The 13,631-nt window shown below is 42.0% G+C and carries 11 protein-coding genes, 1 rRNA gene and 2 other annotated features; of the genes, 6 read left to right on the plus strand and 6 right to left on the minus strand.

Annotated elements, in window-relative coordinates; genetic code table 11:
• Window positions 1–855 precede the first annotated feature (855 nt).
• From MED121_RS08685 to MED121_RS08710, 6 genes are read left to right on the plus strand one after another with little or no spacing between them, the layout of a single operon-like run.
• Complete coding sequence (locus tag MED121_RS08685; RefSeq protein WP_009833294.1) at window positions 856–3,654, plus strand: monovalent cation/H+ antiporter subunit A; 2,799 nt, start codon at window positions 856–858, stop codon at window positions 3,652–3,654.
• Entirely contained in the window at window positions 3,655–4,026 is a 372-nt protein-coding gene (locus MED121_RS08690; RefSeq protein WP_009833295.1) for a Na+/H+ antiporter subunit C, read from the plus strand.
• Window positions 4,027–5,535, plus strand: coding sequence for a monovalent cation/H+ antiporter subunit D (locus MED121_RS08695; RefSeq protein ID WP_009833296.1), 1,509 nt, complete (start codon window positions 4,027–4,029; stop codon window positions 5,533–5,535). It abuts the gene before it with no gap.
• Window positions 5,535–6,035, plus strand: coding sequence for a Na+/H+ antiporter subunit E (locus MED121_RS08700; RefSeq protein ID WP_009833297.1), 501 nt, complete (start codon window positions 5,535–5,537; stop codon window positions 6,033–6,035). Before MED121_RS08695 ends, MED121_RS08700 begins: the two co-directional genes overlap by 1 nt.
• Window positions 6,029–6,298: a K+/H+ antiporter subunit F gene (locus tag MED121_RS08705; protein ID WP_009833298.1), complete on the plus strand. Its 270-nt coding sequence runs from the start codon at window positions 6,029–6,031 to the stop codon at window positions 6,296–6,298. Before MED121_RS08700 ends, MED121_RS08705 begins: the two co-directional genes overlap by 7 nt.
• A 10-nt stretch (window positions 6,299–6,308) precedes the next feature.
• Window positions 6,309–6,701 (plus strand): Na+/H+ antiporter subunit G, encoded by a 393-nt coding sequence (locus MED121_RS08710; RefSeq protein ID WP_009833299.1) that lies wholly within the window; start codon window positions 6,309–6,311, stop codon window positions 6,699–6,701.
• 170 nt (window positions 6,702–6,871) lie between these two features.
• Here MED121_RS08710 and MED121_RS08715 read toward each other — a convergent pair whose 3' ends face one another.
• From MED121_RS08715 to rrf, 6 genes are all read right to left on the minus strand, one after another.
• Window positions 6,872–7,405 (minus strand): GNAT family N-acetyltransferase, encoded by a 534-nt coding sequence (locus tag MED121_RS08715; protein ID WP_009833300.1) that lies wholly within the window; start codon window positions 7,403–7,405, stop codon window positions 6,872–6,874.
• A gap of 24 nt (window positions 7,406–7,429) precedes the next feature.
• Window positions 7,430–8,722: an SEC-C metal-binding domain-containing protein gene (locus tag MED121_RS08720; RefSeq protein ID WP_036179803.1), complete on the minus strand. Its 1,293-nt coding sequence runs from the start codon at window positions 8,720–8,722 to the stop codon at window positions 7,430–7,432.
• Window positions 8,723–8,823: 101 nt separating this feature from the next.
• Window positions 8,824–9,609, minus strand: coding sequence for a hypothetical protein (locus MED121_RS08725; protein WP_009833302.1), 786 nt, complete (start codon window positions 9,607–9,609; stop codon window positions 8,824–8,826).
• Between the two features lie 94 nt (window positions 9,610–9,703).
• Complete coding sequence (locus MED121_RS08730; RefSeq protein ID WP_009833303.1) at window positions 9,704–11,221, minus strand: YaaC family protein; 1,518 nt, start codon at window positions 11,219–11,221, stop codon at window positions 9,704–9,706.
• A 489-nt stretch (window positions 11,222–11,710) separates the two neighbouring features.
• Complete coding sequence (locus MED121_RS08735) at window positions 11,711–11,980, minus strand: hypothetical protein (RefSeq protein ID WP_036179807.1); 270 nt, start codon at window positions 11,978–11,980, stop codon at window positions 11,711–11,713.
• A gap of 873 nt (window positions 11,981–12,853) precedes the next feature.
• Window positions 12,854–12,968, minus strand: a 5S ribosomal RNA gene (rrf, locus tag MED121_RS08740).
• A 183-nt stretch (window positions 12,969–13,151) separates the two neighbouring features.
• Window positions 13,152–13,417: a sequence feature (23S ribosomal RNA rRNA prediction is too short), on the minus strand.
• A 19-nt stretch (window positions 13,418–13,436) separates the two neighbouring features.
• Window positions 13,437–13,596, minus strand: a sequence feature (23S ribosomal RNA rRNA prediction is too short).
• Window positions 13,597–13,631 lie beyond the last annotated feature (35 nt).

The raw sequence follows: 13,631 nt of genomic DNA on the forward strand, positions 1-13,631 counted from the left end.
TAACAACACAGGGTGTTACTTTTTCTGAAATGCCGAGTAGGTATTATTTAAAGACCCGAAGGGCGTGGTCTAAAAGCCCTATCTTTATGTTGAGAACCTTATCAATAGAATAACTATTAAGTTGCGCTCCTCGCCATAAATCTAGCGGCTTTTATCCACACGCTGAGGCGGGAGGACTTATTCGCAGGTTCCCTAGCCATCTGCTTGATGCAGCAGCTAAAAGTGGGTTTTCGCTTTTTAGAGAGAAGACGATCAATCGATTAAGTTCAAGCTCAACACATCATCTTTCCCTATAACGGCTATCTGGTGGGAATTTCTAGCCGAACCTTTTCTTTTTCATGCCCATTTGATAGTCTGCCTTCAATTTTAGAATTCAGCGTCGATTCATCATTTTTAGTTTGCAAGATTTTCTAGGTTAATGATTTCTTTGGCAATTTATTGTAAGACAGGCTTGTTTTCTTTTGGTAGCGTAACTATATCTTTTAAGCTATCTTCTTCATAAAATAGTCAGTTAAAACGTTATGATTCTAACCCTGTCTTTCATTATCAATACTAGGGGTTAATTTAGGCTTATGCCTTACTTTGAAGCGAACGACAGTGAATCAAATGGCGCTAGCGTTCATTAGTCTAAATCTCATTGAGATAAGACGTTTGATACCGACCTTTTACCAGCACGATTAAACCCATAGATAAGAGATATTTTTTGAAGCAGAAGTTGGATTGACTAGCGTGATAAAATTACCCTTAACTGTATAACCTTTCTCTCTGGTTATCTTTTAAGCCCCTTTAATTTGTTATTTTTGATATATAGAAACATCGACCAGTTTGTTATTTTTTAATGCAGGAGCATCATAGTTGAATACCTTACTCTGGCTGCCTTTACTGCCCTTATTAGGCAGTTTAGTTCCTCTTCTTACCGCACGTTATCACCGTAACGTCTGTACATTATTCACCGCTATTCTCCCCTTTATTGCACTCTTACTGGTCGCACAAATGACACCGGATGTGCTCAATGGTGAAAACCATTACGCCGCCGCTCAGTGGATCCCCCTATTAAACCTAAACATTGCCTTTCGTTTAGACGGGTTATCCCTCTTATTCTCCATCTTAATCTTAGGCATAGGCCTACTGGTTATTTTATACGCTCGTTATTACCTATCACCCAACGATTCGATTGGTAAATTCTACTCTTTTTTAATGTTGTTCATGTTCTCCATGCTAGGTGTGGCGCTTTCCGACAACTTACTGCAAATGTGGATGTTTTGGGAATTAACCAGCATCAGCTCCTTCTTACTGATTAGCTTCTGGGGCCATAAGTCTGAAGCGCGCAAAGGCGCCCGAATGGCGCTAACAATCACAGGGGCAGGTGGTTTGTGCCTACTGGCCGGCATTATCATTTTAGGTAATGTGGTAGACAGCTACTCTTTGCAAGTCATTTTAGAAAGCGGCGAAATCATCCGCGCGCACTCTGCTTATCCTGTTATTCTGGTTTTATTCTTATTAGGTGCTTTCACAAAGTCGGCACAATTTCCGTTCCATTTCTGGTTGCCGCATGCCATGGCAGCCCCCACACCTGTCAGCGCTTATTTACACTCAGCCACCATGGTAAAAGCGGGCATCTTCTTGATGGCTCGCATGCACCCTGTTTTAGCAGATACTGAACTCTGGTTTTTAATCGTAAGTTTAACGGGTTTAACCACACTATTACTGGGTGCCTATATCGCCCTATTTAAACACGACTTAAAAGGGCTACTGGCTTATTCAACCATCAGTCACCTTGGTCTGATTACTTTGCTGTTAGGCTTGGATACTCGCCTCTCTACTGTGGCGGCACTCTTTCATATCATCAACCACGCCACCTTTAAGGCGTCCCTTTTCATGGCCGCGGGTATCATTGACCATGAAACAGGCTCAAGGGATATGCGACAACTAAACGGCTTGTGGAAATACATGCCCCATACGGCAACCCTTGCCATGGTGGCAGCCTCTTCCATGGCCGGTGTACCGCTATTAAATGGTTTCTTATCTAAAGAGATGTTCTTTACTGAAACCCTACACCAAGCGGCACTTGGCTCACTTTCTTGGATGATTCCCGTATTGGCAACTGTCGGCGCCGTATTTGCGGTGGCTTATTCAATGCGCTTTATACACGACGTTTTCTTTAATGGTGAGCCAATCAATTTACCTAAAACGCCCCATGAAGCTCCCCGTTACATGCGAGTGCCGGTCGAAATATTGGTCGCCTTGTGTTTATTAGTGGGTATCTTCCCAGGCTTTATTATTGGTGATTTATTGTATGCTGCTTCCTTGGCCGCGATAAATGGTCCTGTTCCTGAATACAGCCTATCTATCTGGCATGGTTTTAATTACCCATTATTAATGAGTTTTGTCGCAACAGCCGGTGGCTTGGTTATCTACTACTTCAGGCAGCATTTGTTTGCCTTTCAAGCCAACTTCTCTGAACCTGATGCAAAACTAATATTTGATAAGATCGTCAAAAATATCATTAAGCGCTCAACCACCCTCTTTAACTTATTAGAGAATGGGTCATTACAAAGGTATAACTACTTACTCATTAGTTTAGCGGCCATCATGATGGCAGCACCGCTGATGGATTTAAGTACAACCTTGGGTGTGCGCCCTGAGTTGCCTTATAACATTGTCGATGTCACCGCAGCCGTTTTATTGGTCATAGGTGCACTCACAACCGCCATTTGTCATAGACGCAGGATGCTGGCATTAATTTCCTTATCCATCGTCGGCTTTGTGGTGTCGTTAGCCTTTGCACGCTTCTCTGCGCCTGACCTTGCTTTAACGCAATTATCGGTAGAAGTGGTCACCGCCGTATTACTCATGCTGTCTTTATTCTTCTTACCCCAAAGAGCGCAAAAGCAGTCCAATCCTCGTCGTCTTATTCGTGACTTGGGCATCTCTGCGGTGGTCGGTGGTCTAATCGGCACCATTTGTTATGCCCTACTGACTCGCCCATTAAGCAGCATTTCGGACTTCTTCATTGCCAATAGTAAAACTGGCGGTGGTGGCACCAATGTTGTTAACGTCATACTCGTTGATTTCCGTGGATTTGATACGCTGGGAGAAATTACCGTATTAGGTATTGCAGCGTTAGGTATTTACAAGCTGATTGCCCGCATGAAGCTCTTTATGCCAAGCAGTGACTACAAAGGCCGCCCTTGGTCGAATGATGGACACCCTATGATGTTGGCTGTCTTATCACAAAGCTTATTACCTATTGCGTTACTCGTGTCAGCCTACATCTTCTTCCGTGGCCACAATATGCCAGGGGGCGGCTTTATTGCAGGCTTAATCACGTCGGTTGCCATCATTCAGCAATACATTGCTCACGGTGTTGATTGGATGAAACACAGAGTAAAAGTCGATTACCAAATCTTAATCGGTAGCGGTATTGCCATTGCCGCATTAACGGGTGTGGGCAGCTGGGCATTTGATAAGCCTTTCCTCACCTCTTGGTTCGATTATTTCTACTGGCCTGTGGTGGGTAAATTTGAATTAGCCAGCGCCATGATATTTGATCTAGGTGTTTACCTGACAGTCATAGGTGCGACCATGCTCATCTTGGCGAACCTTGGCAAATTAACCACCAGCGAACGTCCTATTCAGAAGGAGGAAGTATAAATGGAAGGCATTTACGCTTTTTGTGTTGGTATGCTCACCGCATGCGGTATCTTTTTAACGCTACGCGGACGCACCTTCTCCGTTGTATTAGGCCTTACCATGTTGTCTTACGCGGTCAACTTATTTCTCTTTGCCAGTGGTCGTCTTGCGATCAACAGCGCCGTTATCCTGGGAGAGTCTGAAATTTATGCAGACCCACTGCCTCAAGCACTGGTACTCACTGCCATTGTTATTGGTTTTGCGATGACGGCCTTTGTGGTGATCCTCGCCATGAGGGCTCGCGCAGATTTAGGTAACGACCATGTTGATGGAAAAGACCCTGATGAAGTCGCAGCCTCAATGACGCTGAATAAAAAAGGGGAGATAAACTAAATGCAACACTGGACAATTCTGCCTATTTTACTGCCTTTGCTCGTTGCATCTGCCATGCTATTACCCCCTTTATCCTCAAGGATTCAGTGGTTACGTATCGCATCTATTAGTACCTTAGTCATACTCACTATCCTTTCTGCACTGCAAGTCGCTACCGTTATTACTGAAGGCACGCAGCTCTATATTCTAGGTGGATGGTCACCGCCTTTTGGTATCGTCCTTGTGGCTGATAAAGTGTCTGCTTTATTGGTACTTCTTACCAGCTTCCTTGCCCTGTGCTGTATGATTTATGCCTGTGCGGATCATGATAAGGGCGGTGAATTCTTTCACCCACTTTTCTTATTCCAAATCATGGGTATCAATGGTGCCTTTTTAACTGGCGACCTGTTTAACCTCTTCGTCTTTTTCGAAGTCTTACTAATCGCCTCTTATGCCCTATTAGTGCATTCTGGTGGTAAGAATAAAACCCAAGCCGCGGTCCACTATGTGGTCATCAACCTGCTTGGCTCTAGCTTATTCCTGTTCGGCCTCGGTATCCTATATGGCACATTAGGCACCTTAAACATTGCAGATATGGCGGTTAAAATCAGCCAACTTCCAGAAAGTGAAACCATACTGGCTAAAATTGGTGCACTACTGCTATTGATAGTATTTGGCCTTAAATCCGCCATGCTACCATTACAGTTCTGGCTTTCTAGAACCTACTCTTCGGCCAGCGCCCCCGTTGCCGCCTTATTCGCCATCATGACAAAGGTAGGTATCTATAGTATTTTCCGCGTCTTTACCGTGATATTTGGCGACGATGCTGGTGAGCTAGCCAACTTCTCAGCCGATTGGTTATGGCCTTTGGCAATACTAACCATTTCGATTGGATCACTCGGTGTATTAGCAAGCCCCACCTTAAAACTGCTTACCTCTAATTTGGTTGTCGTCTCTGCTGGTACCTTGCTCGTTGCCGCTGCACTGCACTCTGAACTCGCTATCGCGGGCGCGCTTTATTACATAGTGCACAGTACGCTAGTAACAGCAGGGCTCTTCCTGTTAGCAGATGTGATTGCCAAGCAAAGAGGTCAAGCAGAAGACAGGCTAGTGAACTCTAGAGCCCTGTCTCAACCTAAACTCATTGGTTTTGGATTTGCCATACTGGCTTTAACCATTATCGGTATGCCGCCATTCTCTGGCTTCATCGGAAAAGTCATGGTGCTTAACTCAGCGGAGAGCATGGCCACTCGTTTATGGATTTGGCCTGTGATTTTGATGAGCAGCTTGATTACCTTGGTGGCCTTTTCAAGAGCGACCTCTAAGCTCTTCTGGAAATCGCCCAATACTAAAAACACCACACTTGAAAAAGCACATCCTTACGAAGTGACTGCCATTGTCTTACTCATTCTAGGTGCACCTTTACTTGTGCTCTTTGGTGGACCTATGACCGAATACGTCATCCAAGCCGCTGCTGACCTTCATAATATGGATGTCTCTGTGTATCCTTTATTGCCTGAGGAATCATAATGAAACAATCTAGCTTTCGCTTGTTCCCTATGCCTTTTCACAGCATGTTGCTCTTTGTTATTTGGCTCTTATTAAATAACAGCCTCTCTGCTGGGCACATACTATTAGCAAGCATTTTGGCGATTATTATTCCTTGGGGGGTAAGCAGTATGACAACTGAACGCCCTCGCATTAAAAAGCCCATGCTTGCCATTTCCTATGTATTTCTCGTACTTAGAGACGTCATTAGCGCGAATTTCTCTGTGGCTCTCTTAGTGGTTGGTCCTCTCAAAAAACTAAGCCCTGGATTTGTTGCTGTACCATTAGACATAGAAACAGAGTTAGGCATCACCTTGCTTGCTAGCACAGTGTCTCTAACCCCAGGTACAGTCAGCGCCGAGATCTCTGAAGATCAAAAATGGCTCTATGTTCATGCCCTGCACTTAGAAAACCCAGAAGAGTTAATCGAAGAGGTTAAATCTCGTTATGAAGCACCACTGAAGGAGATATTCGGATGCTAGATATAGCCATTCAAATTGTAGGACTCATCTTGTGTGTCTCATTAATATTAACCTTATATCGTTTGCTCGTTGGCCCTAAATTGCCAGATAGGATTCTTGCGTTAGACACCATGTTTATCCATGGTATCGCCTTGATACTCCTCTATGGCATTGCCATTGAAAACGCCATCTACTTTGAAGCCGCGCTACTCATTGCCATGCTTGGTTTTGTTAGTACATCAGCCCTGTGCAAATACTTGCTGCGCGGCGACATAATAGAATAAGAAGGTAACTATGAATTTTTATGTAGAAGCAATTGCGTCAGCCATACTTGTTTTTGGCGGTGTATTCTTATTAGTTGGCTCTATCGGTTTAGCACGCTTACCCGATGTTTATATGCGTTTACACGCTCCAACTAAGGCGACCACATTAGGTATCGCAGGTGTACTAATCGCCTCTTGCATCATCCAATCCTATCGCCAAGAAAGCCTGTCCATCAGTGAATTATTGATCACCTTATTCTTGATTATTACCGCACCGATTGCGGCGAATATGATAGCCAAAGCGGCACTTCACCACGAAATAGACCCTATCGAAAGAACGAAAGGCCAAGAACTAATCGCAACCGCGAAAGAAAGAACATCGCCTCCAGCACCAGAGACTGAAGCAGGAAAAGAGACCCCTTAGACTGAAAAAAGCAACTAAAAAGGAAGCAACTAAAAAGGAAGCAGCTAAAAAAAAGCAACTAAAAAAGCAGCTTGAAGAAAAGAAACAACTTAAGAGAGCTCATATAAGCAATACCGCCTTAGCTTAAAAAGACAGCTTAAGCTAAGGCGCTAAACCTTCTGAAAACTAACTCACTCATTCAGCTTTGACATCAACACATGGTCTTGCCATTTACCTGCGATTTTCAAGTATTTCCTTGCATAACCTTCCCTTTCAAACCCCAGCTTATTAAGCACAGCACCACTGCCCTCATTGGCTGGAATATAATTCGCCATGATGCGATTAAGTTTTAAGTTTGCAAAAATATAGGCAATACCAGCGTCAAGAATTTCAGTCATCAAACCCTGCCCTTCAAACCTCTTATCAATGGAATAACCTAAAAAACAGGCTTGCAAAGGACCTTTGACAATTCCAGTAAAGTTGCACACGCCTAACACCTGAGTTTGATCTTTGTTAAATGCAACCAACCTGACTTCTTTATCTGCTTCAAAGTCTTTCTCGCTTTGCTCACCCATAACTTTAAAATTATTCAACGTCTGGTAGCCTGAATCACGAATCGGCTCCCAAGGGGCCAGATGCACCTTATTATCCTCATAGTATTTTAAGACGAGACCTGCGTTAGCCGCAGTAAAAAGAACCAAAGAGGTTCGAGACGTTTCTATCACAATACGTTTCCTTGTTGTGTGTTGCTACTTTCCACAACATTTCTTGAATTTCTTTTGACTACCACAAGAACATGGACGGTTTCTATCCCTTCCACTAATTTTTGGAGCTGCCGCTGTCAGTTTTTTAGGTTGAGACTTAACCTGCATTGACTTCGCTTGCTTAAGAAATAATCTAGGTGATTTACTTGGAAACCACTTACTCAATACAAAACTATCCAAAGCTGTTGCTGCTCCCCCAGCAATCGGCTGAATTGCACCAATTCCAGTTGTCACCGCAAAGCGCAAAATTTTAGCTGGTATTTTATCAATAACGCTTGGCTCACCTATAGTCTCAACATATCTCTGAACAATTTCTTCAGATTTCTCTGTATCAGAACCAGATGCAAACCAATCTCTAAAAACTTGACTGTGCTTAGATTCTCTTAGATCTAGTAACTGTTCAGGTGAAAACTCTTTGCTAGCAAAGGCTTTTCCTATATCTGGAATTCCGCAGATCTCTTGAATTTTAGTTAGCGCTTCACTGCCTTCAATTGGTGAGCCAATTCGCTGCCCCTTTGCTTTAAGAAGGGCTAGAGTACTTCCATCTCCTGTGATCTCATTGGCTCCAATGTCCGCACCAATATTTAGAACGAAGTTTTCAAATCCAACTCTAAGTAATGACCAAATTTCTTTACTCTCATTAGCCTCTGGAATTGCATGAGGAGAATAAACTCTCATTTGATTATTTTTAATCCCGCGTAAATTATCTAAACTCCGGCCTCGATTTCGTAATGATAAAAAATCTCTCAAATAAGGACTACCCATAACATCTTGATAAGTCTCATCACGGAATTTAATAGGATCTAGATCTTGCCCAACGGGAACAGAGTTACCTAATAACAGTTTTGTCAATTCTTGTTTACGGTTGGCCGAAGAAATAGGAGTTGTTAATTCTAATGCAGCATTAATCGCTTCATCCATTGGTTGAAAATAGGAGTGGGCCAAATTAGATTTTTCATTATTACGCTTGGGGCCTTGAAAGACTTCAAAGAATGATAAACCGGCCCCTCCACCACCATAAGTAAACCATTTGTCGTAACGAGCAAAAACAATAATGTTATTTCTGACTAGTTCGTCAAATATATCTTCACCTAGCATATGCCTCAGTACGGGAATGACTTGAAAATTTCCAGTAGGAATAATTACCTGATCGTATAGAAGAATATAATTGGCTAACGTAGCCCATTGATCTTTACTGGCTAACATTGCATCAGAGACACTGGCCATATTTTGCAAAACAGGCCAAATTCCAAAATCAGTAGCGAGAGCCTTTCTCAATTATTCATTCCTTAATTCAAATTTTTGACTGAGCATAAAAACACCCACATTTGAGGCTGGTTTGGAGCGCAGCGGAAAAACAGTCCGACAACATGCGCTTGTTATACCTTTGGTTGCATTGCATCACTAATACCTATTGCATGATGAGACATTACGCAGTGAAAAGTACGCTTGCGATGAAATATATCTATTTCAATAGGTTTGTTATTTTTAGGAGCAATTATCTTTTGAGGGAACTCAACGCCAGGGCTACAAGACAGATTGGCATTAAGATTATTTATTTCATTCGGGATAACAGTTTTAGAAATAGACATTAAAAACCACATCATGTCATTAATATAGATACTATCCCAGGCCCTACCACCAAATCCTAGTTTTGAACCAGCCGTGTCAGCGGCATATGCTTCAGAGTATGCTAAATTAGCTTGAAGCTCAGGAACGTCGGTAACTTGATCATCAAATTGCTTAACTGGCCACCGTTTGCCTAGAACGATAAAGCTCCTACCGGCAGGACCAATTTTAGATTCACTTTCTTTTTGAATTGTTCGTTGATGAAGTTTTGAAGAAGCGCATACAAACTCCAATGCTTTTTTGGCCACTTCAGCCGGAGGTGGTTGAGATACTATGCTCCCCGAATCTATGTGCATTGAACCAATATTATAATCTAGGTCACATACTGCGATAGCAGAATCATTCATTTGAAATAGTTTAGTACCATCAGGAAAATCATTGCTTATTTCATTAACTGTTTCCCTAAGCATTCCGATTCTTTTGTGCGCAATTTCACCTACGGCAGAGCTTAGCGTGCCACCAGAAACGGACACCATATTTCCAAAACCTAGCAGATCATGGAAACAGACCATTGTTGTAATTTCTTCTTCCTGCACGATCTATCCTTTTAGGTATAACGCCTCAATAACCGTTGCAGCTCTGCTGAGTCCGGAGCCGAAGGCGCTTAGTTGATTGACTTATTAAATGATTTCATAGCTGAGCAGACATAGAGCCAGGCTGCGTAACACGCACTCTTTTTGATAGCAAATTCTCAAAAAATTCCTGCGGTGCAAGTCTTTCATATACATCTAAAAATTCCTCAGTTAGAGCCAGATAGTTCTCGTGCTTTCCTGATACTACTTCTCTCCATATGCTTGGCCGATACCGTACTAGAATTGAGAGCGAATAAAGCAATGCTACGCATATGGCTCGGTATTCGGTTACAGATCCAAAAGCTGGAATAATTATGCTACTACCTGTAAACGGACTTCGATGCTGATTGATTACGCCGTGCCAGTACTCCGTATCCGGGTGCTTGACCAGAGCTTTAAAATGAAGTCCTGGGTACTCTGAAGTCTGATATTCAATCTGTTCAAGTGGTAACGACAAAGCAGCAATATCTTCCTTAGTTTTTGAACAAGATATATCATTTATCGTTACGTATGTTTCCCTTAGTCTTGGTTGACTTAAACTAAATCCATTTGCATCGCTGTCGTAGTGAAAATTTAACCAATTAGCTGGGGAGTTGGTTACTAATAGAAAGAGGTCTTCTAACTCAGGAACTCTTGAAAAGAGTTCTATGAGAGTAGTAACTTCTGGTTTTGACAGGTCAATATCTTCTGCCTTTTTAGGTTTTTTTGAGGGGAATAGCGTTGTATCAAAGCCTAGAAAATCCATCCACTTCTTATAAAATCCATTAGAGAGAACCCCAACAACAAAACCTTCAAATGAATTTTTACTTGTAGAGTCAAATGTATAAAGGCCATGACCATATTTAGTCATACTTTCTACTTCATCTAGAGTAGACGGACCTTCTGGTGAGGCCAGCATTTCAGCTGAGGCAAATGCTATACCCCCATAATACAGACTTACGACTCTTTGATTTAATTTTTGCTTGCTAGCAGCTTCAAAGTAGTCACATCCGTTCTGAATACAGAAGGCAAGCCCTTCTGCCTTTGAGTCTATACTTTCATCAGAATAGGATATTCCCGCTGAAGCATATCTTTCTATTACAAGCTTTTTAGCCAGCCCCTTAGTTTTGAATTGCTTTATCCTGCTCCAAATTTGGTTTATGGGGCTTTCAGATTGGATATAACTGTTGAATTCTCTAGGCTTCAGCTTTGGCTTATCCGGGCCACCAGAGGATATTTTTCCTTCTGAAACTTCAGCATTCCACTTAATAATGTAGGACTGTATGCTGGACTTTTCGACGACTTCCGTTTCTATCCCATAAGCAAAAGATTCAAGATGATAAAAACTTCCGTTCACTACAATAAGATCTACAGTACGATCTAAAACTTTATACACCCCATTTTCAGTAGCACATGAATACAATAAGGCTATCTTAAATTCTACATCAGATTTTTTTAGCGTAATGACAATGTACTCACCATTTGGAAAGCTGCCTTCAACAACACCCTCCCAATTATGAACATTGAAAGGGTCTATAATGTCTCTTTGTGCATCAGACTTAAGTATTCCTAGCCTCGTTTTTTTTCCAGTATCCATTTTCTAGGAAGGTTCTCCGTATTCATCTCACAGCTTAATAATACGCACGCTCAATTTGTCTGATTTATCAACCGCACTCAAAATGTCACATTAGAACTTAATAAGACAGGCATTTTAAAAGAGATCAAACAAAACATCATCTGAACAGTATTCACTTCGATCTTTTTAACGCTTTATGATTGAGAAACTGGAAGATTTCCAAAATTAACGGCTCATTTTGAGATGCGTATTGAAGCTTTTTAGATGTGAGGCGACAGAGATTCTCTCGATAACAATTTAATAGGTTGTATAAATTTGAACGCTTGAGAATAGACTAATAAATTGTTAAGGGTGTATCAATAAAATCCTTATACCTCTCACTAATACATTTAACTTGAACAAATGAGCTCATAAAACCAAATATGATAAAGACAATAAATTTATTAATTGTGAGTAACGCCAGCAGAAAGCGCCGCTTTAGCGGTCGCATTTACTGCTTTAGCTAGGTTTTTATACGTCTATTTGATGAGTCCATTGTGGAACCCAACCTTTTGACAGATAGGATACGAGGTTTTTATCACCGTAGAATTTCATACGGCCTCCGGATTGAAATGCTAACGCGGATTGATCCACTTGTAGCCCATTAGTTCGAGCAGACTGTGTTAATTGATGCAAAAGCCCGTCATTGTCGCCATTAGTCGATTTAGCATCGAAAATAGCAAAATTAATCCAACCGCCGGAAGTAGCTCTTTCTTTAAGGTGTGCCATGTTTATTTTCACTTTAAAACTCCATTTATTTAAAAATAATTGTTGGGCTTAAATTTAGGGAAATTTAAACTTAATAAGACAGGCATTTTAAAAGAGATCAAACAAAACATCATCTGAACAGTATTCACTTCGCTCTTTTTAACACTTTATGATTAAGAAACTGAAAGATTTCAAAAATTAACGGCTCACTTTAAAGTGTTCATTGAAGATTTTCATATTTGAGAAGACATAGATTCTCGCGATAACGAAATGAGTGGTTTTATAAAGAGCAAAAAGGTCAGGCTTTTCTTAATCCCAACTAGGTGATGTAGGCGTCTACAAAGAGGAACTCCCACGCTCTCTTCAAAAAAAGCATTGGTGATGTTATGCGTAGCCTGTCTAATAAAGAGCGACTTCTGTAGTTGGAATAGGAAGCGGGATTACCTAGATAAGTTCAGTGGCTAAAGTCATCTTGATAACTAGCTGTATTAGGCATATTGTATTAATGCTTTTTAATGCCAGCTAGGAAATGTTGGCGTCTACAAAGAGGAACTCACACACTGCCATTGGCGATGTCTCTTTTTACTTCTTAAGTTGGGGTAGGAAGCGGGATGGGATCATCAATGACTCTGTGATTATCAAGAAATTCTCCCTCAAAAACCAAGTTAGCTTTCTATAAGGTTTTATAGATAAGTTCAGTGGTTGAAGTGGTAATTAGCTTATTAGAAAACGCTACGACTTACCTCTATTATTTTTCGGGGGGATTACCACACCACTTTCACTTCTGGCTCTTTATTCGGGAAGGGGATGGAATCAGGTGGTTCAGACGCTGTTGTCTCTTACCTTTGCCTAGTAAATTTTAGGTAAAAAAAAGCCAGTCACTTGGACTGGCTTTTTATAATTCAATCTTGATAACGACCTACTCTCACATGGGAACTCCCACACTACCATCGGCGATGCCACTTTTCACTGCTGAGTTCGGGATGGGATCAGGTGGTTCAATGACTCTATGATTATCAAGAAATTCTGTTTGTCAGAACAAGCTCTGTTTGTGGCTTATTCATTGACGAATTTGCTTATGCTTTAACAATAACTTTTTGAATAGTCTCTAGTCTTTTCAGTCTAGAGTAACAATAACCAAGCTTCAAACCAGCTTTATCGTAATATAACGCTAAACCATTTTGGCGTTATATGGTCAAGCCTCACGAGCAATTAGTACAGGTTAGCTCAATGCCTCACAGCACTTACACACCCTGCCTATCAACGTCGTAGTCTTCAACGGCTCTTTAGGGAACTTAAAGTTCCAGTGAGATCTCATCTTGAGGGAGGCTTCCCGCTTAGATGCTTTCAGCGGTTATCCCGTCCGAACGTAGCTACCCGGCAATGCCACTGGCGTGACAACCGGAACACCAGAGGTTCGTCCACTCCGGTCCTCTCGTACTAGGAGCAGCTCCTCTCAAATCTCAAACGTCCACGGCAGATAGGGACCGAACTGTCTCACGACGTTCTAAACCCAGCTCGCGTACCACTTTAAATGGCGAACAGCCATACCCTTGGGACCGGCTTCAGCCCCAGGATGTGATGAGCCGACATCGAGGTGCCAAACACCGCCGTCGATGTGAACTCTTGGGCGGTATCAGCCTGTTATCCCCGGAGTACCTTTTATCCGTTGAGCGATGGCCCT

The organism is Marinomonas sp. MED121 (assembly GCF_000153025.1).
GTDB lineage: Bacteria > Pseudomonadota > Gammaproteobacteria > Pseudomonadales > Marinomonadaceae > Marinomonas.

What these genes read in the sequence shown, in the direction of transcription:
- MED121_RS08690 (WP_009833295.1), top strand. Translation starts at nt 3,655, where the DNA reads ATGGAAGGCATTTACGCTTTTTGTGTTGGTATGCTCACCGCATGCGGT.
- MED121_RS08695 (WP_009833296.1), top strand. Translation starts at nt 4,027, where the DNA reads ATGCAACACTGGACAATTCTGCCTATTTTACTGCCTTTGCTCGTTGCA.
- MED121_RS08700 (WP_009833297.1), top strand. Translation starts at nt 5,535, where the DNA reads ATGAAACAATCTAGCTTTCGCTTGTTCCCTATGCCTTTTCACAGCATG.
- MED121_RS08705 (WP_009833298.1), top strand. Translation starts at nt 6,029, where the DNA reads ATGCTAGATATAGCCATTCAAATTGTAGGACTCATCTTGTGTGTCTCA.
- MED121_RS08710 (WP_009833299.1), top strand. Translation starts at nt 6,309, where the DNA reads ATGAATTTTTATGTAGAAGCAATTGCGTCAGCCATACTTGTTTTTGGC.
- MED121_RS08730 (WP_009833303.1), bottom strand. Translation starts at nt 11,221, where the DNA reads ATGGATACTGGAAAAAAAACGAGGCTAGGAATACTTAAGTCTGATGCA.